Genomic DNA, 21,487 nt, shown 5'->3' on the forward strand with positions numbered 1-21,487 from the left:
AGAGAAGAGGATGCCGGGTGGTCCCGGCTGTTGTCAACCGCCGCGATCGCGGGCTACCTTCTTCCTTGCAGAGGCGTTTTCCTCAGAATGGAGGTTGCCCGTATGTCAGTGGTGGACGACCTGATCGCGACCGCCGCGGGCGTCGCCGATCGAGAGTGGCGGCTCACCGTGGGCGGGCACGCGCGCGCGGCCGGCACTGGCGCGACGTACACAGTGGAGTGCCCCGCGACGGAGGAGCCGCTGGCCGAGGCGCCGAACGCGACACCGGAGGACGCCGACGAGGCCGTGCGCTCCGCCGCCGACGCCGCCACCGGCTGGCGAAACGTGCAGCCCCGCGAGCGCGCCGGCAGGCTGCGTGAGCTGGCCGCCGCGATCAGGGCCCACGCGGACGAGCTGGCGCTGCTCGACGCGCTCGACTCCGGCAACCCGGTCACGGCCATGCGCACCGACGTGGGGTGGGGCGCCGACGTCCTGGAGCTGTTCGCCGACTACGCCACGCACCTCGGCGGGGATACGATCCCCGCCAGCGCAGAGAACCTGCATTTCACCCGCAGGGCGCCGTTCGGGGTGGTCGCGCGGATCGTCCCGTTCAACCACCCCGTCATGTTCGCCGCCGCCAAGATCGCGGCTCCGCTGCTGGCTGGCAACACGGTGGTGCTCAAGCCCTCGGAGATCACCCCGCTGTCGGCGCTGCGCCTCGCCGAGATCGCCACCGGGATCCTGCCCGAGGGCACCCTCTCGGTGATCACCGGCGACGGGCCCGCCGCGAGCCAGGCACTCGTGCGACACCCGCTCGTCCGCAGGATCGGCTTCATCGGCAGCGAGCGCGTCGGCCGGATCATCCAGCGCGACGCCGCCGAGTCCGGGGTCAAGGAGGTCAGCCTCGAACTGGGCGGCAAGAACGCGCTCATCGTGTGCCCCGACGCCGACCTCCGGGCCGCGGCGGACGGCATCGTCGGCGGCATGAACTTCGCCTGGTCCGCGGGCCAGTCGTGCGGCTCCACCTCGCGGGTGCTGCTGCACACCGACGTCGCGGACGAGGTACTGGCGCTCGTGCGCGAGCGGATCGGGCGGATCACGATCGGCTCCCCCGTCGACCCCGCCACGCAGATGGGCCCGCTCGCCTCACGCGCGCAGTACGACAAGTCCTGCCGCTACATCGACATCGCCACGACCGAGGGCGCGACGCTGTTCCACGGCGGCGGCAGGCCGGACGGTCTCGACCGCGGCTACTACCTGGAGCCGACGATCTTCACCGGCGTCGACCCCCGCATGCGGATCGCGCGGGAGGAGGTCTTCGGGCCCGTCATGTCCGTGCTCACCTTCACCGACCTCGACGACGCGATCCGAATCGCCAACGGCGTGGACTACGGGCTCACCGCGAGCATCTGGACCCGCGACGTCTCCACCGCGCTCGCCCTCGCCGACCGCGTCGAGGCGGGTTACGTCTGGATCAACGGCTCGTCGCGGCACTTCTGGGGAGTTCCCTTCGGCGGCACCAAGTCCTCCGGGATCGGGCGCGAGGAGAGCGTCGAGGAGCTGCTGAGCTACACCGAACTGAAGGCGGTGAACGTTGTCGTCTGAGTCCTTTCACGGCGCCGACCTCGTCGTCGAGACACTGGCCGCCGAAGGCGTCACCCACGTCTTCGGCCTGCCCGGCACCACGATCATGGAGCTCATCGACGCGCTCGGCAGGCACCCCGTCGTGCGCTACCTTTCCACCCGCCACGAGCAGGTCGCCGGGTTCATGGCCGACGGGTTCTCCCGCGCGGGCGGGGCGCTCGGCGTCTGCCTGGCCTCGCGCGGCCCCGGCGCGGCGAACCTGGCGATCGCGGTGCAGAACGCCCACGACGAGTCCGTCCCGCTGCTCGCCTTGGTCGGGCAGGTGCCGCAGTCGATCAGCCACCGCGGCTCGTTCGAGGACATGAACGTGGTCTCGGCGTTCGCCCCGATGTGCAAGTGGGCCGTGGAGATCACCGAGCCGGACCGGATCCCGGAGTTGCTGCAGCGGGCCGTCCGTGCCGCCGTCAGCGGCAGGCCGGGGCCGGTCGTCGTGTCGCTTCCGCTGGACGTGTTGCAGGCACCGGCGCAGGCAGGCCCCGGCCCCCGCGTCCGCGTGTACCCACCCGCCCCGGACCCGCGGGGCATCGCCGAGGCCGCCGGGCTGCTCGCCGCCGCGGAGCGGCCGGTGATCATCGTGGGCGGCGGAGGCACGGGAGCCCCGGACGCCGTGCTGGCGCTGGCCGAGACGGCGGGGGCACCCGTGGTCAGCACGTGGCTGCGCAAGAACGCGGTGCCCAACAGCCATCCCGCGTTCCTTGGCGCGCTCGGCTACGGCGCGCACGACGTGACCGACCGGATCGTGCGGGAGGCCGACGTCGTCGTCGCGCTCGGCTGCCGGTTCTCCGAGTTCACCACCAAGCGCTGGTCGCTGGTGCCGCCGTCGGCGCGGCTCGTGCACGCCGACGTCGATACTGGGGAGCTGGGCCGGGTGTACCCGCCCTCGGTCGGGCTGGTCTCCGACGCCGGAGCCGCCGCCCGCTCGCTAGCCGAGGCGCTGGGCCCGCTCGTCGCGGACGATCCCGGACGGGCGGAGCGGCGTACCGCACGCAGGGTCGAGCTGCGCAAGGAGTTCGACGAGGTGTCGGCGCCTCCGCCGGAGGCGACACCGGACAAGGGCACGGTCAGCTCCGCCGCGCTGGTCCGGGCCGTGCAGGGCCTCGCCGAGCGCGAGGGAATCGTGCTGGTGCAGGACGTGCACACGTTCGGGCCCTGGGTGGCGCGGCACGTGCACGTCGACCGGCCCCGCAGCTACTACGGCTCGGCGGGTGGCGCGATGGCGTGGGGCTTCCCCGCCGCGATGGGGATGGCGCTGGCCAGGCCGGGCGAGCGGATCGTCACGCTCAGCGGCGACGGCAGCTTCTGGATGGTGGCGCAGGACTTCGAGACGTGCGTGCGCGAGGGCATCGACGTCCTCACGGTCGTGGTCAACAACTTCTCGTACGGCAACACCCGCGACCGGCAGCGGTTCGCCCACGATGAGCGCTACCAGGGAGTGTTCCTAGGCAATCCCGACTTCGCCGAGTACGCGCGGCTCCTCGGCGGGCACGGCATCCGCGTCACGTCCGACGCGGCGCTGCGGCCCGCCGTCGAGGAGGCGCTCGCCACGCCGGGCCCCTGCATCGTCGACATCATCCAGGACCGGATGGAGGGGCTGCCCTACGGGCTCACCCCGCCACGGGCGCGCTGATGAGCACGGCGCTGCCGGTCACCGTGTTCGTTTCGCGCACGGCGCGCGGTCCCGGCGGCGCCGCGCTGACGCGGTGGGCACACGACCTGTGCCGCGACGCGGCCGGTTTCCCCGGCCACCTCGGCGCGCACGTCGGCACGCGGGTCGTGGACGGCACCGTCACCGTCCACATCGGAGTATCGTTCGCGGGCGCGGAGGCGCTGCTGCGCTGGGAGCGCAGCGGCACGCGAGCCCGGCGGCTCGCGGAGGGCGACGAACTCACCCGTGGCGAGCCCGTCGCCCTGCCCCTCGCGGAGTTCGGCCTCGTGGCCGCCGCGAGCGGCCGGCCGGCGCCGTCGCGCCTGCGCTCGGCGGTGCTGATCTGGGCGGCGCTGTTCCCTCCCGCGGCGCTCGTCAACGCCGTGCTGATGCCGCACCTCGACGCCTGGCCCGGCTTCGTGCGCACGCTGCTGCTCACGCTCCTGCTGGTGCCGACCGTCGTCTTCGGCACGCTGCCGCTACTGCAGCGCGCCCTCGCCCGCAGAGGGCGCTGACCGGCGCCGGACGTGCACCGGTGCCGACGAGGTGCTCGTCGATGCCCACCCGTCCGGATCACGATGCGGGACCGTGACCGGCACGGCCACCCGGGTCGAGCCTGGCACATTGATCTGCCACTCGGACTGTCCCGAGCAGAGCCGCCCCCTGGCAGGCCTTTTCGCATGTGGCGCGCCATGGTCTCGGCCTCCGGCCCGTTCGAGCTTGACCTCAACCACGGTTGAGGTGCTGGAGTGGCCGTGTCGAGTGCGTGTGGCCTCGACCGAAAGGACTCTCCGATGGACTCTCCGGCCACCAGCGGTTCCGCAGGTGCCTCACTCGGTGCCGTATCGCGTCTGCCGTCGCGATTGACGCTGCCAGTCGTCTTGGTCGGCGTCGCACTGGTGGCGATGTCGATCTCCGGAACGGCGATCGCATTGCCGAACATCGGCCGAGATCTCACTGCCTCGGGTTCGGCATTGAACTGGGTGGTCGCCGGATACAACCTCGCCTTCGCCGCGATGACGCTCGTTGCGGGCGCAGCGGCAGATCGCGCGGGTCGGCGTCGTGTCTTCATCGTCGCAGCCGCCGTGTTCTCAGCCGGATTCCTGGTCACGGCTTTGGCACCGACGATCCTGGTTCTGGATATCGCTCGAATCGTCTCCGGTATCGGCGGTGCCGGAGTGATGGCCGCGGGCGGAGCGCTGTTGGCGTCGAGCTACGAAGGGGCCGCACGAAATCGGGCCTTCGCGCTCATGGGAACGATGGCCGGAGTCGGCATCGCCGTAGGCCCGACAATGGTTGGCGGACTGATCGCCCTGACCGGGTGGCGCGGCAGCTTCGTGGCGTTCGCGATCGTCGGCACGCTCATCGCATGCGGTGCAGGGCGCCTCCAGGAATCACGCGCAGACCACGGCCGCACCGATTGGATCGGGAGCGTGTTGTTCGTCGCCGCTCTCAGCGCGTTCATGTTCGCGCTTCTCGAAGGGCCGGAAGTCGGCTGGGCGCACCCGACGATCTTGAGTGCGGCTGCCCTCGGCGGGGCAGCGTTCATCGTGTTCGTGGTCACGCAGCGTCGCAGCGATGCTCCTGTGCTGGCGCCCGAACTCGTCTCTGAACGCGGGTTCATGGGGTGGTGTCTGGCGACGTTGACCACCTCGATCGGCTTCCTCGGCGCGCTGGTGTTCTTGCCCACCTACCTGCAGGCTGCTGCCGGGAACACGCCCGCGACCGCGGGGCTGACGATGCTGTTGCTGACAGCGCCGGTGCTGGTCACCCCGCTCTTCGCCGTCACCTTGGTCAATCGCGGCGTCTCTGCGCGGCTACTGATCCTGACCGCGCTGGTGTTCGTCATCACCGGCAACTTCGGTTTGCTACTCCTGGGGCCCGAGAACACGACGGCACTGGTCGCCGTCCCGCTGCTGCTCATCGGGATCGGCATGGGGATCTCGTTCGGTATCACTGATGGTCAGGCGATGTCCCTGGTCCCGGCACGCCTCGTCGGTACAGCCGCCGGTTTCCTCAACACACTCCGCGGAGCGGCAGAAGCTCTCGTGATTGCCGCGTTCAGCGCGATGCTCCTCGGGTTCCTCACCGTCCGGCTCGGTGACTCCGGCCATGCATCCGATGTCGCTGCCGGCCATCTCAGCTCTCCCACCGGCCGGGACTACAGCACCGAGATCGACGCGTTCACGGTCTCCTGGCACTTCACGCAGATCGGCGTCGGCACCGCGTGCCTCCTGCTGTCAGTGGCGGTCGCTGCCCTCCTTCTTGTGCCCTCTCGCGGCCCCATCACCGCGGAAGGTGGCCGTCATGCCCGAGCACCCCGATGAGCTGGCCGCGCTGCCGGCCCGTCACATCGACCCATCCGAACCGCTGACCATCGGCGAGGTGATGCGACGAACGGGGGTATCCGCTTCCGCGTTGCACTTCTACGAACGCAAGGGCTTGATCACCAGCCTGCGAACCTCGTCGAACCAACGCCTCTACGAACGGCACATGCTACGCCGCATCTCGCTGGTCCTGGTCGCCAAACGACTCGGCATACCGCTCGCCGACGTCGCCAGCGTTTTCCGTCGTCTACCCACCGATCATGCGCCCACGCACGAGGATTGGCAGCGCGTCTCCCGCGCTTGGAAGCGTCAACTGGAGGAACGACGCCGACAACTCGAATCGCTCGAGCGGGAACTCACTGGATGCATCGGCTGCGGATGCCTCTCCATGAAAGCCTGCCTTCTCCTCAACCCTGACGACACCCTCCAACCACAGGGGCCCGGGCCGGTGCGCATTCAAAGCCAGCAGCCCGGGATGCGACGTCGGCGGGCGCAGCGACACCGACCATCGCAAGTCGAAGGGTGACGGACCGTTGGCAACACGCGTCGAACTCCCATACTGGGCAGGCCGCATGGAGTTCGCGGAGTTGGAAGTCGATGTTCTCGATGAGGTCGGTGGTGTACCCGACGCGATTTCGGCGGTTTCCGGGGTGGGTGCGGTGTAGATCTCGCGCATGCCGGTGGCGACCAATTCCGGGTGAGAGCCGGGTCCGCGGATCGCCTTCGCCGGGTGGTGACCAACTGACTCGGCGCTGCATGCCGTACGACAGGAGAATGCACGCCTGCTGTGATCAGGCCCGGTTACCGGAGTGCGGGGACGTCGGGTTCGGACAGCAATGCGTCGTCGATGCCGAGTGTGTGGAGCTTGCGGTACAGGGTGTTCCGGCCGATTCCGAGCGCCTCGGCCGCCCTGGATTTGTTGCCCTCGGCCTGACGCAGTGCCGCGATGATCTCGGCTCGTTCGGCGGCCTCCATGCGCGACAGGTTGCGGCGGTTGACCGCCGCCTGCATGCGGGGCGGCAGGTCAGCGGGACTCACGTACCGACCGGGTCTTTCACGAGCGAGCGTCTCGACCACCGACCGCAGCTCCGCGACGTTGCCGGGCCAGTGCCATCTGCGCAACACCTGCATGGAGGGCGCGGAAAGGAGAGGACGCCGATGCGGGGGAAGCTCGCCCACAAGCGCATCGATGATCACCGGTAACTCTGCCTCTCGGTGCGCCAGTGCGGGCAGTTCGGCTCCGGGTGTCGCGCACGCCAGGACGCCGAGGACCGGCCCCGAGCACCTGGTGGGGTCGGCGGTGACGATCAGCCGCGGCTCGGCACCGTCCTGGGCGGTTTCCGTGTGGTCACGCGGCTCTACCGCCCGGGTGCTGACCTCGGCGAGTGCCTTCACCGCATTGACCTGGCTCTCCGCGAGGTCCTCCAGCCTGCGGAGCACGACCGCGCCACCTGAGGCGAGGGCGTCCTTGGCGCGGCGCCGCCAGGAAGGGTCGTGCCCCAGGTCCCCGGCGTCCAACACCAGGGGATCCGGATGTCCGGTTGAGCGCAGCCAGGTCAGGGCGACGTGGAGCTTGCCGGCTCCGCTCGGCCCGGTGACCGACAGAGGTGCGTTGCTCCGGGCGGCCGCACGGTGCAGCCCGGCAACGTACCTGTCTTCGACCGACCGTGCCTGAGAACGCGCGCGGGAGACCGTCTGGTGCCTGCGATCCACGATCTCCACGGCGAAGGCCGGCTCGCCGTCGAGCTCGTCGAGTCGGTGCCCGACCACCTGCGCCTGCAGAACCTGCAGGTCCAGTTCCAGTTCGCACGAGCCCCGCGACCAGTCCTGACCGATCAGCGCCTCCCACAGCAGAGCGTGGTTCTCGACGTTGAGGAACGACAGCCCCGAAACGTTGGTCATCACCGTGTCGCGGTTCAGCACGATGACCGGCCCCCTCGAACGGTACTTCTGGTAGCTGCGACCGAGGGCCATCTCTCGCCGCCCCACTGTGGCGGTCAGGTTGTCGGTGATCTGCCGGGCGCCTTCGCGGGCCATCGCCAGCATCATCGTCTCGGCCGTGTCCGCGGGGGCGGCCAACGACAGCGACCCCATCAGGCGACCGGTGGCCGGGTGCCTGATCGCCGTGCCCGCGCACGCCAGGTCCTCGAGGGCCGCGTTGAAGTGCTCGGGTCCGCGCACGAAGACCGCGTCGCCCTCCTGCATGGGTGTGCCGAGTCCGTTGGTCCCGATCTTCTCCTCGGAGAAGTCGAATCCCTCGGCCGCACACGCGTTGTCGAACCTCGTCCGTTCACTGTGGTCGGCCACACGCCGGGCCACGATCTGGCCGGTTTTGTCGGCCAGGAAGATCGCGGTTCCCATGTCCTGCAACATGGCCATGAGGCGGTCAAGGACCGGACGCGCGGCCCGGTTCAGCTCGCTGTCGAGGTCGAACTCGTTGACGTATCGGAACGCGCTGGACTCCCACACCGCGCCCGCGCCCAAGGAGCGGCGCCAGCTCCGGTCGATCTCGGCGGGCAACCATTCCGGCCGGGTGTCGGTATGCAGCAGGCCGCGTGAGAGCAGGGACTCCTTGGCAGACCGAATGGCGTCTGTCCGGCGTGCCTCGCGATGCGTAGCACTCATCGGGCTCCTCGGGCTCCTCGGACGACTCCGTCCTGTAACCCATACCACAGGGCCGGGCTCTCGTCCCGACGACAGCGAGACCAATTGCCTCCCTATTGATACGTTCCGCGTATCAGTGAATGGGTCGTCACGGTCAGCCGGTCGACCGCGGCCTCTCCTGCGCCCTCTGCCGCGAGTGTTCCAAAACGGAACACCTGCAGCCGTGACGGCGAATCTAACGTCCCTGGTCACAGCCAGCAGGGGCGCGACCGTGAGCGCCCGGACTCCGACTAGGAGTGATCGAGATGACGATCCCCTCGGCCAACTCGCCGGACCCGCTCAAGGATCTGTACACCGACTGGAGCGAGATTCTCGCCGCCACGCCCAACCTCACCACGCGGTTGTTCCGCAGCATCTTCGACGAGTGGCATCAGCCGACCAAGGAACCGGAGGACGTGACCTACGCCGAGGGCACCGTCGGCGGTGTTCTCGGAATCTGGTGCCACCCCGCCGGAGCCGAAGCCGCCAAGGTCCTCCTCTACACCCACGGCGGAGGATTCGCCGTCGGCTCCGCGCAGAGTCACCGCAAGCTCGCCGCCCACGTCGCCAAGGCTGTGGGCGCCACCGCCTTCGTGCTCGACTACCGGAGGGCGCCCGAACACCCGCACCCGGCCGGCCTCGACGACACCGTCTCGGCCTTCCTGGCCTTGGTCGAGCAGGGCATCCGTCCCGGCGACATCACCACCATCGGAGACTCCGCCGGTGGCAATCTCGCCGTCGCCGCCGCCCTGGCGCTGAAGGAGCGCAACCAGCCTCTGCCCGGCAGTGTCGTCGCCTTCTCGCCGTGGCTGGACATGGAAAACGCCGGAGAAACCCTGGCCAGCAACGACGCCACCGATGCTCTGATCAGCGTTCCGCTCCTCGAGGGAATGATCGCCGGCGTCCTGGGCGACCAGACCAGCCCCACGGCTCCGCTGGCGAACCCGCTGTACGGCGACTTCTCGGGTTTCCCCCGGCTCTACATCAACGCCGGTGGCGACGAGGCGCTGCTCGACAACGCAACCCGGCTCGCCCGGATCGCCGATGAAGCGGGCGTCGACGTCACCCTCTCCGTGGTCGCCGGGCAGCAGCACGTCTTCCCCTTCAACGCCGGGCGCACCGCGGCCGCGGACGACGAGATCGCCCGCCTCGCCAAGTGGTACCGCGCCTGAACCGACCGAGCAGCTGATCAAGACCGGAGGAACACCATGAGCACTCAGCACACCGCGGACCACGACGCGATCGTCATCGGCGCCGGTTTCGGCGGGATCTACATGCTGCACAAGCTGCGCAACGAACTCGGCCTTTCGGTCCGGGCCTTCGAGAAGGGCGGCGGGGTCGGTGGCACCTGGTACTTCAACCGGTACCCGGGTGCCAAGTCCGACACCGAGGGGTTCGTCTACCGGTACTCCTTCGACCGGGACCTGCTCCAGGAGTGGGACTGGAACACCCGCTACCTCGACCAGCCGGACATCCTCGCCTACCTGCAGCACGTCGTCGAGCGCTACGACCTCGCCCGTGACATCCAGCTGAACACCGAGGTGACCGGGGCGGTGTTCGACGAGGAGGCCCTGCTGTGGCGGGTGAGCACCGCGGACGGCAGTGAGTTCACCAGCCGGTACCTCGTCAACGCGCTCGGCCTGCTCGCCAAGACCAACATCCCCGCCATCCCCGGGATGGAGAGCTTCGCCGGCCGTACCGTGCACACCAACGCCTGGCCCGATGACCTCGACATCACCGGCAAGCGGGTCGGCGTCATCGGCACCGGATCCACCGGAACCCAGTTCATCGTCGCGGCCGCCAAGATGGTCGGCCACCTGACGGTCTTCCAGCGTTCGCCGCAGTACTGCGTCCCGTCCGGGAACGGGCCGGTCGACCCGGCCGAGGTTGCCGCGACGAAACAGAACTTCGATGCGGTGTGGGAACAGGTGCGCAACTCGGTGACCGCCTTCGGGTTCGAGGAGAGCACCGTGGAGGCCACGTCCGTGTCGGAGGAGGAACGGCAACGGGTGTTCCAGGAGAACTGGGACAAGGGCAACGGCTTCCGCTTCATGTTCGGCACTTTCAGCGACATCGTCACCAGCCCCGAGGCCAATGCCGCGGCGGCTGCCTTCATCCGGTCCAAGATCGCGGAGATCGTCCAGGACCCCGACACCGCCCGCAAGCTCACGCCCACCGGGCTCTACGCCAAGCGCCCACTGTGCAACGAGGGCTACTACGAGACGTTCAACCGTGACAACGTCGAGCTGGTCTCCATCAAGGAGAACCCCATCGAGGAGATCACCCCCACCGGCGTGCGCACCGCGGACGGCGTCGTGCACGAACTCGACGTCCTCGTACTCGCCACCGGCTTCGACGCCGTCGACGGCAACTACCGCAACATGGACCTCCGAGGCCGCGGCGGACGGCACATCAACGAGCACTGGACCGACGGCCCCACCAGCTACCTGGGCGTCTCGAAAGCCGGATTCCCCAACATGTTCATGATCCTCGGGCCGAACGGCCCGTTCACCAACCTCGTGCCGAGCATCGAGGTACAGGTGGACTGGATCAGCGAGCTCGTCGGCCATGCCGAGCGCAACGGTGTCCGGACGGTGGAACCGACCCAGGAGGCCGAGGACCAGTGGACGGCCACCTGCAAGGAGATCGCCGACATGACGCTCTTCCCCAAGGTCGAGTCGTGGATCTTCGGCGCCAACATCCCCGGCAAGAAGCATGCGGTGATGTTCTACATGGGCGGGCTCGCCAACTACCGCACACAGCTCGCCGACGTACGCGACGCCGGGTTCCGGGGCTTGATCCCGAACGAGGAGCGCGAAGGCGCCCTGGCCTGAGCGTCCACGTCGTGCCATGCCCCGCCCGTCCCCGCCACGCGAAAGGTTCTCGATGCGCGCATTCGCCGTCTCCGAGGGCAGCACGAGATTGTCCGATTTGGAGCTTCCCACACCGGCTCCCCAGGACACCGAGGTTCTGCTCCGGGTCACACACTCAGGGGTGTGTCACACCGACACCCACCTCCGCCAGGGCTACTACGACCTGGGCAGTCGCGGCAAGCTCAGCATGGTCGACCGCGGCATTCCCTACCCGTTGGTCATGGGGCACGAGGTCGTCGGCGTCGTCGAGGCTGTGGGGCCGGACGCCGACGCCGAAGTGGGCAGCACCCGGCTCGTCTATCCCTGGATCGGTTGCGGAAAGTGTCCTGCCTGCTTCGACGGGAGAGAGAACGCCTGCCCGCAGGGACGCAACCTGGGCGTCGCTCGTCCCGGAGGCTATGCGCAGAAGATCCTCGTGCCTCATCCCCGCTACCTGCTCGACATCGGCGGCCTGAACCCGAGCTGGGCGGCGACCCTGGCCTGCTCGGGGCTCACCGCCTACGCCGCCACCACCAAGGTGCTGCCCCTCCCGCCCGACGCGCCGGTGGTGGTGATCGGCGTGGGCGGCGTGGGGCTCACCGCGGTCGCCACACTCAAGGCACTGGGACATCGCGAGATCTGCGCGGTGGACAGGGCGGAGGCCAACCTGTCCCTCGCCCGGGAGCTGGGTGCCTCCAGCTCCGTGGTTTCGACGACCGGGAACACGAATCGGGACGTCCTCGCCGCAACCGGAGGACCGGCAGCGGCGGTGATCGACTTCGTCAACGACAACGAGACCGCCACCGCGGCCTTCGACCTGCTCGTGAAGGGGGGCCACATGGTGCAGGTCGGCCTCTTCGGCGGCGAGCTCACGGTCCCGACCGCGTTGCTGGCACTGAAGATGATCACCATCCAGGGGAGCTTCGTCGGCACCCTGGCCGAGCTCACCGAGGTGGTCGAGCTGGCCAAACAAGGCCGGGTCCCACAGATCCCGGTCATCGACGGCAGGTTGGACCTCGATGGCGTCCGGGGCGCGCTCGACCGGCTCGCCGCCGGCGGGGTCCCTGGCCGCATCGTGTTGAAAGGGTCGTGAGATGAGCAGGTACGCAACCGTCGATCCGGCCACCGGTGAGGTGGTCAAGGAGTTCGACACCATGACGGACACCGAGGCGGAGCGAGCCGTGGAGGCCGCGCACGCGGCCTTCTCGAACTGGCGGCGGGTGGACGTTCACACTCGGGCTGCGGTCGTCCAGGCCATCGCCGATGCTCACCGCGACCAGGCCGAGGAGCTCGCCGCATTGATGACGCTCGAGATGGGCAAACCGGTGGCCCAGGCCAGGGGAGAGGTCGAGCTGTCGGCCTCGATCTACGAGTACTACGCCACCAAGGGGCCTGGACTCCTGGCCGACGAGCAGCTCGACATCGCAGGCAGCGGAACGGCGGTCGTGCACACCCGGCCCATCGGTGCCCTCCTCGGGATCATGCCGTGGAACTATCCCTGTTACCAGGTCGCCCGGTTCGTGGCCCCGAACCTCCTCCTCGGCAACACCATTCTGCTCAAGCACGCAGGCAACTGCCCCCAGCAGGCGCTGCGGATCGCCGGCATCGTCACCGGGGCAGGCGGTCCCGACGGCATCTACCAGAACGTCTTCGCGTCCAGCGACCAGGTTGCCGGCATGATCGCGCACCCGCACCTGCGGGGTGTGTCGCTGACCGGCTCGGAGCGTGCCGGTGAAGCCGTGGGCGGAGCCGCCGGGCGCAACCTCAAGAAGAGCGTGCTCGAGCTCGGTGGTTCCGACGCCTTCATCGTGCTGGCTGACGCGGACATCGAGCGGGCTGCTCAGGACGCCGCGACCGGCCGCTTCGCCAACGCGGGACAGGCCTGCACATCGTCCAAGCGCATCATCGTCGAGGGCCCGATCTGGGACAGGTTCCTCGCGGCGTTCCTTGCCCGAGCCCGTGAATGGACGATGGGCGACCCTCGTGAGGAGACAACCAGACTGGGGCCGATGTCGTCGGCATCGGCACGGGCCGATCTCGTCGCCCAGGTCGAGGACGCGGTGTCCAAGGGCGCCACCGTGCACCTCGGGGGTGAGCTGCCCGACGGTCCCGGCGCCTACTTCCCGGCCACTGTCCTCTCCGGCGTCGACCCCTCTATGCGGGCTTACCACGAGGAGGTCTTCGGCCCTGTCGCGGTTCTTCACCGGGCGGGCTCAGCCGAGGAAGCGGTCCGGATCGCGAACGATTCGCCCTACGGGCTCGGCGCGGCCGTGTACGGCGCGGACGAGAGCCGAGCCGCCGACCTCGCCGACCAGCTCGACGTCGGCATGGTCAGCATCAACACCACGGTCAAGAGTGCTCCTGACCTCCCGTTCGGTGGAGTGAAGAACTCAGGCATCGGCCGCGAGCTCGGCAGGTTCGGCCTCGACGAGTTCGCGAACAAGAAGCTGGAGCGGAGACTCTAGCCATCAGCTGGCTTCGCTCCGCTCGCTCGGATCTTCCATCAGTGGGCCAGGGGAAGGTCGGGGTACGACTTCCGACACCAAGTGCCCATGTCGAAAGCTGCCGGGGGAACAGCGAAATCCAGTCGAAGGTGAACCTCTGATGAATTCACATACCCTCATCCTGCTCATCACTCTTGTCTATCTCGGTCTGATGCTCGGCATCGGCCTGTGGGCGAACACCCGCATGAAATCATCGAAGGAATTCTTGGTAGCGGGACAATCGCTCGGCTTCTTCGTGATGGCCATCGCGTCGTTCTCGTCCATCCAGAGCGGCTGGGGCATGGTTGGCGTGACCGGCACAACCGCTAGCTGGGGCCTCGGCGCCCTGATGTTCGCGATAGCCGGCCCGCTGGCCTTCGCCCTCACGTGGTTCATGCTCGGCGGGAAGCTTCGCGCGATAGCCCGTAGGCATCAGGCGTTCAGCATTCCGGACCTGATCCGGGTGCGGTACCAGAACAGATCGGTGACCCTGTGGATGTCGATCGCACTGGTGGTCGGCACGGTCGGTTACATGACCGCGCAGGTCGTCGCCGCGGGCTTCATCACCGCGCTCCTGCTCGGCATCGACTTCGCGACCGCGCTCGTCATCGGCGCAGTCATCGTTGGCTTGTACACGGTTGCCGGCGGCATGCTCGCGGCGGTATGGACCGACCTCGTGCAGGGCCTGCTCATGATCGCTATGTCGGTAGGCGTATTCTTCCTCACCCTCGGCATCGGCGGCGGCTGGACGGCGACCCTCGAAACACTCAACTCGGCGGCGCCCGAGGTGCTTCAGCTCGACGGTGTCCGATCTGGCGCCTGGATCGTCGCCAACACGATGATGATCATCCTCGGCATGATCGGACAGCCGCAGCTCATCCACAAGTTCTTGATGCTGCGCTCCACCAGGGAACTGCGCTGGGGAGCACTGATCGCGTCGGTCGGTTACGGCGCGACGACGTTGTTCTCGCTCGGCCTCGGCCTCGCGGCCCGGGCGGAGATCGTCCAGGGCAGCATGACCGAGCCATCGAATCCGGACGACATCGTGAACAGTTTCCTCAGCCAGTACATGCACCCGGTGGTCACCGCGCTCGCCCTCACGGCGCTGCTTGCCGCCATCATGTCCAGCGCGAGCAGCTTCATCACCATCGGCGCTTCGGCCATGACCCGCGATCTGCTCGGATCGTTCGGTATCACGCTCAACCGAGAACTGAGGTGGAACCGCATCGCCAGCGTGGTCATCGTCGGCCTCAGCGTTTTCGTCGCGCTGTTCCTCGACCAGATCATCTACCTGCTCGGGGCGATCGGCTGGTCCGCGTTCGCCGCAGCCATCCTCGGTCCGATCGTCGTCGGTCTGTACTGGCGGCGCGGCACCGGGACCGGCGCGCTCACCGCGATCATCACCAGCCTGTTGCTGAACGTCGGCCTCACCATTGTGACCAAGGAGGGATGGTGGACCCCGCCGACCGGTTTCTTCAGCGGCCACGCGGTGATCGCGGTCGGAATGGTCGTCTACGTCGCCGTCTCCTACCTCACTCAGAACCGCGCGGATCAAACGCGCTTCGATGCGATCGCGGAACCGGAGGCGCGGCAACAGCCCGTCCAGATCACCCCAGACACGGAGGCCCGGGCGTGAACGACATCCAGCGGAGGATCGAAGTCCTCGTCGCCATTCTGACCGTGCTGGTCATCATCAGCCTGATCGGCATGTTCCTCGACAGTTCAGCCATCATGTTCCTGGCCGCTCCGGTGATCGTCGCGGTACTCCTGTACCTGTCCGTCGCTGAGGTGCCGGCCGGTCCGGACAGAACCGCTGCCGCCGCGGCCATCCACGTGTTCAACCTCGCTCACGCCGCCGTGTGGATCGGGATCCTCGTGACACTGCAGGTCCACGAGGCGACCTTCTGGGGGCTGCCGCCCGCCAGCGGCCTCCTGGTCTACGTGTTCTGGCCGTTCAGCGCGGTCGCGGCAAGCCTTCTCTACGCGTACGTGTCGAAGAGGACAGGCCTGATCGACCGCCTCGAGCAGAGCGAAACCGGTGAACCGGCCGCCGGCGCCGCGCCGGAAGGAGCATGACCGTGAACGCGCGGCAGCTCCTCGCGGGAGCCCGGATCCTCGACTTCACCTGGAGCGTCACCGTACCGGCGATGACCCGCTACCTACGGCCGCCCCTCGCCGTCCCCACGGGAACGGCCGCGCACCACGCCGTGGACGAGCCTTCCGATGCAGGCTGCACAGTCGATCCCGTCCGGTCCGATGAGGACGGTGTGCAGCACGGTCCCCGGCGGAAAGCACGCGGGTTCCTTCACACGATGGATCACCGGCTGCTCCGCTCGAACAGGCCCAGGTGCTCGCGACCGGGCCGGCGACCGATGGCTGACAGCACATCTCCGAGCCACTGAGGGCAGCCGTCATCTCGTGCTACATCCGATGGAGGACATCATGGCTTCACTCATCCGACAGCGCCGCGAGGCGCTGGAGTCGCGGTTCGGAACCTGGCCGGCGTGGTCCCTTCACGACCTGGTGGACCACGCTGCCGAGGCTCATCCCGATCGCGCGGTGGTCATCGACGACGACGATGCGCTGACGTACTCCCAGATGCGGGCCCGGTCGCGCGAGCTTGCCGCCGGTTTCCTGGCTCTCGGTGTGCGAGCCGGGGACCACGTAGGCGTTCTGCTGCCGAACGACCGGCAGCACGTCGCGGTGCGGGTCGCGCTCTCGAGGGTTGGTGCGACGACCGTCAGCCTGAACTACCTGTACCGCGCCCAGGAGCTGGCGTTCGTGCTCCGCGACTCCGGCTGCCGGCTGCTGGTGACGGCTTCGGGTTTTCGGGACCTCGATCACCTGGCGATGCTCGACGAGGTCGCTCCCGGTTGGACCGGGGGCAACCCCAGATCGTTGCCGGATCTGCGTAAGGTGGTGCAGCACGGCGTCGACCATCCGGAACGGACGGGAGTGCCGAACCTCGACGACGTGGCCGCCCTCGGTCGCGAGACCCCGCCTGATCCCGCGGTGGCCGCCCGGAAGGTGCCAGCGGACTCCGTCAGCGACATCCTTTACACCTCCGGCACCACGGGAAAGCCCAAGGGCATCAAGCTCACGCACGACAACATCCTCCGGGCCGCCTACGCGTCCGCCTATTGCCGGGCGTTCGAGGACGGCCGGCGAATGACCTCGGCCTTGCCGCTGTACCACATCTTCGCGTGGACGGAGGGGTTGGTCGCGTCGATGTTCGTCGGCGGAACCCTCATCACGCAACGGACGTTCACCGTCGAATCCACGCTGGCGGCGATCTCCACGCATCGTGCGTCCGACTGGATCTGCGTGCCCACCATGGCCGTCGCCGTCCTCGACGATCCGGCGGCCGCCGAAACGGACTCGTCGTCCCTGAGGAGCATGATGTGCGCCGCTGCGCCTGCTCCCCGATGGTTGTGGGACAAGGCACGCGCGACCTTCTCGTTGACCGAGCTGGTCACCGCCTACGGCTCCACCGAGCTGGCCGGCTCGGTGACGCTGACCCAGCCGGAGGACCCGATCGAGCGCGTGGTCCACACCGTCGGCCGGATCAAGCACGGCGGCGTCGCCGGCCTCGACGGCGGGCCGCTGGCGCGCCTCAAGGTCACCGACCCGCTCACCGGCGAGGACCTCCCGGAAGGGGCGGTGGGCGAGCTTCGCTGGAGGGGCCCCACGGTCACGCCCGGACGCTGGAGCCGCGGCGATGACGCGGCACCCACGGAGGAGTGGCTGGCATCGGGTGACCTCGGCAGGATCCGGGACGACGGATACGTCGAGCTGGTGGGACGTTCGAAGGAGGTCTACAAGTCCGGAGGTGAGCTGGTCATGCCGAGCGAGGTCGAGCAGCTGCTCACCCAGCAACCCGGCGTCAGCCAGGCGTTCGTCGTCGGGGTCCCGGACGAACGGTGGGGCGAGATCGGCTGGGCCTGGATCGTCCCGGAGCCCGGAGCGACCGTGGACGTCCCGGCGGTCATCGAGGCGTGCCGCGAGAAGCTGGCGCGTTTCAAGGTTCCCAAACAGGTGGAGATCGTCACAGTCGAGCAGCTGCCCCAGACGACCACGGGGAAGGTGCAGCGGCACCTCATCGTCGAGCAGATCAAGACCTCACGTGAATCGAGCGCGACGTGACCCGGAAGATCGACAGCCGCGGCCTGACGGTGGAGGAGAGCGCCCTGCGCGACCTCGCCAGGGACTTCTTCGCCGACAAGGTGGCGCCCCTGGTACCCCAGCTCGAGCGGGACCCTTCGGAACTGATCCGGCCGTTGTTCGCGGAGATGGGCCAGCTCGACCTGCTGGGGCCCAACTTCCCCGAGGCGCACGGTGGAGGCGGCGGCCGGCTGAGGACCCGCGCCATCGTGAGCGAGGAGGCGGCCAGGGTCAATGCCGGGCTGGACATCTCGATGTTCGCCGACGTGGCCCTCTTCGCACGGTGCATCGACCGTCTCGGCACTGATGAGCAAAAGCGCACGTACCTGGAACCCGTGCTTCGGGGCGACAAGATCGGCGCGATGGCGATCACGGAGCCGACTGGCGGATCGGACGCCTTGTCGCCAAGGAGCCGGGCCCGGCGGACCGGCAGCGGGTGGGTCCTGGACGCGGCGAAGACATTCATCACCAATGCGCCGATCGCGGACTTCATCGTCCTCATAGCCCGCACCAGCGGCGAGAACCGGCAGCTGCACGGAGGCACGTGGTTCATCCTCGAACGGGGCATGCCCGGTCTGGTGCAGGGTCCCGCGTTCCGAAAGGCGGGGTGGAAAAGTTCGCCGACGGGGGAGGTCACGGCCAGCTCGGTCACCCTCGACGACACGCACGTCCTCGGTGAGCCGGAAGAGGGGTTCCGGTATCTCGTCGACTCGCTCGACAACGAGCGCGTTCTCATCGGGGCTTCGGCGCTCGGGCTCGCCCAGGCCTGCCTCGAACTCTCGGTCCGGTACGCGCGAGAGCGAGTGGTGTTCGGTCAGGCGATCGCGGGCTACCAGCTCATCCAGGACAAGATCGCCACCATGTCGGCGGGAATCGAGCTCGGCCGCACGCTGGTGTACTCCCTGCTGGATCGCATCGACCGCGGCGAGAAGGTCACGCACCAGGCGGCGGTCGCCAAGCTGCACGCCACGGAGCTCGCCGTGCAGTCGGCTCTCGACACCATCCAGATCCTGGGCGGCGCGGCGTACGTCGACGACCATCCGGCGACCCGGTTCCTGCACGACGCCAAGCTTCACGAGATCGGCGGCGGCACCACCGAAATCATGAAGATCATCATCGCCCGCGAGTCGCTCCGCTCGGCGTGAGCGCCGCGCGGCACATCTAGCGCTAGTTGACAAGGAGACCATATGGACCTCGGACATCTCGTCCGGGTGGGAGAGCTCGATCCTGCTCGGCGCGATCGGCCGGCGGTGTCGGTGGGGCCCGACACCGCGACCCACCACGCGCTCGCCATGGCAGCGCGACGGGTGTCCACGGGGCTGCGTGAACTGGGGGCGCGCTCCGGGGACCGCGTCGGAATCCTGATGAAGAACAGCGTGGACTACTGGACCAGCTACCTTGCGATCACCTCGATGGGAGCGATCGCCGTCAGACTCAACTTTCGGCTCACGGTCGACGAGATCCGGTACGCGCTGATCGACTCCGGTTGTGCGATCGTGCTCGCCGACGCAGAGCTCGCTCCCCGGGCGCGAGCAGCGGCCGGCGACGTCAAGCTCGTGGTCCGGGGGACATCAGCGACGGTCAGCGGTCCCACCGTGCCCTGGTCCCTGCTGAGCGATGCCGACCCGGCCGAGCCGCCGGTGCAGCGTGCTGCCGACGAAGCGGCGATGATCATGTACACCTCCGGGACGACGGGCCGTCCGAAGGGCGCCGTGTGGACACATGGGGGCACGATGGCCTTCGCGCTCATGCAGGCGGCCCGCTGGGGCTTCGGTGCGGAGACCGTGTCGCTGGTGACCGGACCCATGTACCACGTCGGCGCGCTCGAGGACCTCTGCCTTCCGGCCGTCCTCATGGGTGGACACGCGGTCGCACTGGAGAGCGGTGGCTTCACCGTCGACCGTGCGGTCGAGAGGGTGGTTTCCGTTGGCGCCACCGACGTGCTCATGTTCCCCTTCATGATCTACGAGCTGCTCGCCCGCCCGGACGCCTTGACGGGGTTGGAGGGTGTGGGGCGCCTGTTCACCGGAGGGGAGCCGCTTCAGGGCTGGGCCGTTGAGGAACTGCGACGTCGGGTGCCTCAGCTCGAGCTCTGGCAGATCTACGGCCTGACCGAGGGGACGCCGATCGTGACGGCCGCGGCGCCGGACGAACTGGCGCTCAACCCGCGGGCGGTGGGGCGCCCCCTCCCCATGGCCGAGGTCTCCCTCCGGGACGCCGATGGGGTCCCTCAGACCACCGGACCGGGCGAGATCTGGACCCGCAGCCCGGCACGCGCCTCGGGCTACTGGCGGAAGCCGAAGGAGAGCGCGGACACCTTCGTGGACGGCTGGTGCAGGACGGGCGATCTCGGGGCGTTCGACGAGCACGGACTGCTGGAGGTCGTCGGGCGGGTGAAGGACATGATCCGCAGCGGGGGCGAGAACATCTATCCGGCCGAACTCGAGGATGTCCTCGCCGGCCACGAGGCGGTCCGCGAGATCGCGGTGATCGGCGTCCCTGATGCCCAGTACACCGAAGCGGTGTGTGCCGTCGTCGTCCTTGAGCCGGGCCGTGACCTCTCTCTCGGCGAGCTGCAGGCGTTCAGCAGGGACCGGCTCGCGTCGTACAAGACCCCGAAGCACCTCAGGGTGGTCGAGGAGCTGCCGCGGACGGCTTCGGGGAAGGTACAGAAGTTCCGTCTCCGCGAGATGGCGCTGGCGAAGGGTGCCGCGCGGTGAACCACGGGGACTCGCGCTCTCACCTGGCGTTCGGGACGTACGCGGAGGGCCTCCGGTGGGTGGGGCGCTCCACGCCTGTCCGCCCGTGCTCAGATCCGGTCAATCACGCGCAGGTGAAGGCCTACGCCGCCCTGGTGCGCGACGGAAACCCCTCGTACTGGGACGAACAATGGGCGTCGGACACCTGGGGGGACGTCCTGAGCCCACCGGGGATGTTGATGGTCTGGTCCTGGCCCCTCGCTTGGGTACCCGATCACGTCGCCACCTACCCGCCGATGCTGGCGCCTCTGGTTCCCCTACCCGGCGATCGCGTCGTCAACGCATCGTCGCGAACGTGCTTCGGGCCGCTGATCCGGGTGGGCGACCGGTTGACGGTCGAGGAGACCGTGAAGGCGGTGAGTCCCGAGCGCCGCACGGCCCTCGGTCCGGGGCATTTCATCACCACCGAGGCGACGTATCGCCTCCCCGACGGCACCCCCGTGGCCACCCACGTCAACACGATGCTCCGCTACACCGTGGACTCGACAGGAGAGGGGTCTGCCCACCGGACGCCCGCTCCGGCGCCGGAGGACACGCCCGCGGTGGTCGCCGACCCCCGGCGCCCGCGCGTCGGTGGGCTGATCCCGGGCATCAAGCTGGACGTGACTTTGGAGACCTGTGTGCAGTGCGTCGCCGCGACGCGCGACTTCCTGCCGGCTCACTACGACGCCGACTACGCGCGAGCCAGCGGTGCGCCACAGCCGTTCATCAACACCATGTTCATCCACGGCTTCATCGATCGGGCGGGCACCGATTGGGCGGGTCCACTGAGCCGGGTCGTCCGCCGGGAGGTGCGGTTCCACAGTCCCGCGTTCGCGGGCGCGGAGCTGCATGCGTCGGGCCGTGTCGTCGAGGTCGAGGCCGGAGGGTCCTCAGATGTAGTCGTCGGTCTGGAGATCGTCGTGAGGAGCGGCGATCGCCTCGCCGCATCAGCGCGGTGCGATCTTCAGATCGGTGCGGCAGCGCGGTACCCCGACAGCAACGAAAGGTAAGT

At 68.6% G+C, this 21,487-nt stretch carries 16 protein-coding genes; 15 read left to right on the forward strand and 1 reads right to left on the reverse strand.

The genetic code is table 11. The features are described 5' to 3' along the window. The first annotated feature begins 102 nt into the window (after positions 1–102). From DI005_RS02745 to soxR, 5 genes are all read left to right on the forward strand, one after another. Entirely contained in the window at positions 103–1,584 is a 1,482-nt protein-coding gene (locus tag DI005_RS02745) for an aldehyde dehydrogenase family protein (protein ID WP_113641162.1), read from the forward strand. Further along, positions 1,574–3,250: a thiamine pyrophosphate-binding protein gene (locus tag DI005_RS02750; protein WP_113641163.1), complete on the forward strand. Its 1,677-nt coding sequence runs from the start codon at positions 1,574–1,576 to the stop codon at positions 3,248–3,250. The genes DI005_RS02745 and DI005_RS02750 overlap by 11 nt, the downstream gene beginning before the upstream one ends. After that, positions 3,250–3,783, forward strand: coding sequence for a hypothetical protein (locus DI005_RS02755; protein ID WP_112272990.1), 534 nt, complete (start codon positions 3,250–3,252; stop codon positions 3,781–3,783). The genes DI005_RS02750 and DI005_RS02755 overlap by 1 nt, the downstream gene beginning before the upstream one ends. A gap of 279 nt (positions 3,784–4,062) precedes the next feature. Beyond that, complete coding sequence (locus DI005_RS02760; RefSeq protein ID WP_233519965.1) at positions 4,063–5,595, forward strand: MFS transporter; 1,533 nt, start codon at positions 4,063–4,065, stop codon at positions 5,593–5,595. After that, entirely contained in the window at positions 5,576–6,121 is a 546-nt protein-coding gene (soxR, locus tag DI005_RS02765; RefSeq protein WP_113641164.1) for a redox-sensitive transcriptional activator SoxR, read from the forward strand. Before DI005_RS02760 ends, soxR begins: the two co-directional genes overlap by 20 nt. A 275-nt stretch (positions 6,122–6,396) precedes the next feature. Here soxR and DI005_RS02770 read toward each other — a convergent pair whose 3' ends face one another. Further along, complete coding sequence (locus DI005_RS02770) at positions 6,397–8,220, reverse strand: sigma-54-dependent Fis family transcriptional regulator (RefSeq protein ID WP_113641165.1); 1,824 nt, start codon at positions 8,218–8,220, stop codon at positions 6,397–6,399. 284 nt (positions 8,221–8,504) lie between these two features. On the opposite strand from DI005_RS02770, the gene DI005_RS02775 reads away from it, so the two are divergent. The 10 genes from DI005_RS02775 (at position 8,505) to DI005_RS38460 (ending at position 21,485) form a co-directional block, all read left to right on the forward strand. Then, on the forward strand, positions 8,505–9,410 hold the full coding sequence (locus tag DI005_RS02775) for an alpha/beta hydrolase fold domain-containing protein (protein WP_113641223.1): 906 nt from the start codon (positions 8,505–8,507) through the stop codon (positions 9,408–9,410). Positions 9,411–9,446: 36 nt separating this feature from the next. After that, positions 9,447–11,072 (forward strand): NAD(P)/FAD-dependent oxidoreductase, encoded by a 1,626-nt coding sequence (locus DI005_RS02780; RefSeq protein WP_112272984.1) that lies wholly within the window; start codon positions 9,447–9,449, stop codon positions 11,070–11,072. A gap of 52 nt (positions 11,073–11,124) precedes the next feature. Then, complete coding sequence (locus DI005_RS02785; RefSeq protein ID WP_113641166.1) at positions 11,125–12,183, forward strand: alcohol dehydrogenase; 1,059 nt, start codon at positions 11,125–11,127, stop codon at positions 12,181–12,183. 1 nt (position 12,184) lies between these two features. After that, complete coding sequence (locus tag DI005_RS02790; RefSeq protein ID WP_113641167.1) at positions 12,185–13,555, forward strand: NAD-dependent succinate-semialdehyde dehydrogenase; 1,371 nt, start codon at positions 12,185–12,187, stop codon at positions 13,553–13,555. 139 nt (positions 13,556–13,694) lie between these two features. Beyond that, positions 13,695–15,209 (forward strand): sodium:solute symporter, encoded by a 1,515-nt coding sequence (locus DI005_RS02795; RefSeq protein WP_113641168.1) that lies wholly within the window; start codon positions 13,695–13,697, stop codon positions 15,207–15,209. Then, positions 15,206–15,649 (forward strand): hypothetical protein, encoded by a 444-nt coding sequence (locus tag DI005_RS02800; protein WP_113641169.1) that lies wholly within the window; start codon positions 15,206–15,208, stop codon positions 15,647–15,649. The genes DI005_RS02795 and DI005_RS02800 overlap by 4 nt, the downstream gene beginning before the upstream one ends. A 366-nt stretch (positions 15,650–16,015) precedes the next feature. Then, positions 16,016–17,716 (forward strand): class I adenylate-forming enzyme family protein, encoded by a 1,701-nt coding sequence (locus tag DI005_RS02805; protein WP_113641224.1) that lies wholly within the window; start codon positions 16,016–16,018, stop codon positions 17,714–17,716. Next, positions 17,713–18,879, forward strand: a complete 1,167-nt coding sequence (locus DI005_RS02810; RefSeq protein WP_113641170.1) for an acyl-CoA dehydrogenase family protein — start codon at positions 17,713–17,715, stop codon at positions 18,877–18,879. Before DI005_RS02805 ends, DI005_RS02810 begins: the two co-directional genes overlap by 4 nt. Before the next feature lie 42 nt (positions 18,880–18,921). Further along, on the forward strand, positions 18,922–20,454 hold the full coding sequence (locus DI005_RS02815) for a class I adenylate-forming enzyme family protein (RefSeq protein ID WP_113641171.1): 1,533 nt from the start codon (positions 18,922–18,924) through the stop codon (positions 20,452–20,454). A 59-nt stretch (positions 20,455–20,513) separates the two neighbouring features. Then, positions 20,514–21,485 carry a MaoC family dehydratase N-terminal domain-containing protein gene (locus DI005_RS38460; RefSeq protein WP_255565657.1) on the forward strand — a complete coding sequence of 324 codons (972 nt, stop codon included), beginning with the start codon at positions 20,514–20,516 and terminating at the stop codon, positions 21,483–21,485. Positions 21,486–21,487 lie beyond the last annotated feature (2 nt).

The sequence above is a fragment of the Prauserella sp. PE36 genome (genome assembly GCF_003311655.1).
GTDB classification, from domain to species: domain Bacteria; phylum Actinomycetota; class Actinomycetes; order Mycobacteriales; family Pseudonocardiaceae; genus Prauserella_A; species Prauserella_A endophytica.

Excerpts from the sequence above, each read along its gene's own strand:
- DI005_RS02745 (WP_113641162.1), top strand. The coding sequence starts at position 103 with ATGTCAGTGGTGGACGACCTGATCGCGACCGCCGCGGGCGTCGCCGAT.
- DI005_RS02755 (WP_112272990.1), top strand. The coding sequence starts at position 3,250 with ATGAGCACGGCGCTGCCGGTCACCGTGTTCGTTTCGCGCACGGCGCGC.
- DI005_RS02760 (WP_233519965.1), top strand. The coding sequence starts at position 4,063 with ATGGACTCTCCGGCCACCAGCGGTTCCGCAGGTGCCTCACTCGGTGCC.
- soxR (WP_113641164.1), top strand. The coding sequence starts at position 5,576 with ATGCCCGAGCACCCCGATGAGCTGGCCGCGCTGCCGGCCCGTCACATC.
- DI005_RS02770 (WP_113641165.1), bottom strand. The coding sequence starts at position 8,220 with ATGAGTGCTACGCATCGCGAGGCACGCCGGACAGACGCCATTCGGTCT.
- DI005_RS02775 (WP_113641223.1), top strand. The coding sequence starts at position 8,505 with ATGACGATCCCCTCGGCCAACTCGCCGGACCCGCTCAAGGATCTGTAC.
- DI005_RS02780 (WP_112272984.1), top strand. The coding sequence starts at position 9,447 with ATGAGCACTCAGCACACCGCGGACCACGACGCGATCGTCATCGGCGCC.
- DI005_RS02785 (WP_113641166.1), top strand. The coding sequence starts at position 11,125 with ATGCGCGCATTCGCCGTCTCCGAGGGCAGCACGAGATTGTCCGATTTG.
- DI005_RS02790 (WP_113641167.1), top strand. The coding sequence starts at position 12,185 with ATGAGCAGGTACGCAACCGTCGATCCGGCCACCGGTGAGGTGGTCAAG.
- DI005_RS02795 (WP_113641168.1), top strand. The coding sequence starts at position 13,695 with ATGAATTCACATACCCTCATCCTGCTCATCACTCTTGTCTATCTCGGT.
- DI005_RS02805 (WP_113641224.1), top strand. The coding sequence starts at position 16,016 with ATGGCTTCACTCATCCGACAGCGCCGCGAGGCGCTGGAGTCGCGGTTC.
- DI005_RS02815 (WP_113641171.1), top strand. The coding sequence starts at position 18,922 with ATGGACCTCGGACATCTCGTCCGGGTGGGAGAGCTCGATCCTGCTCGG.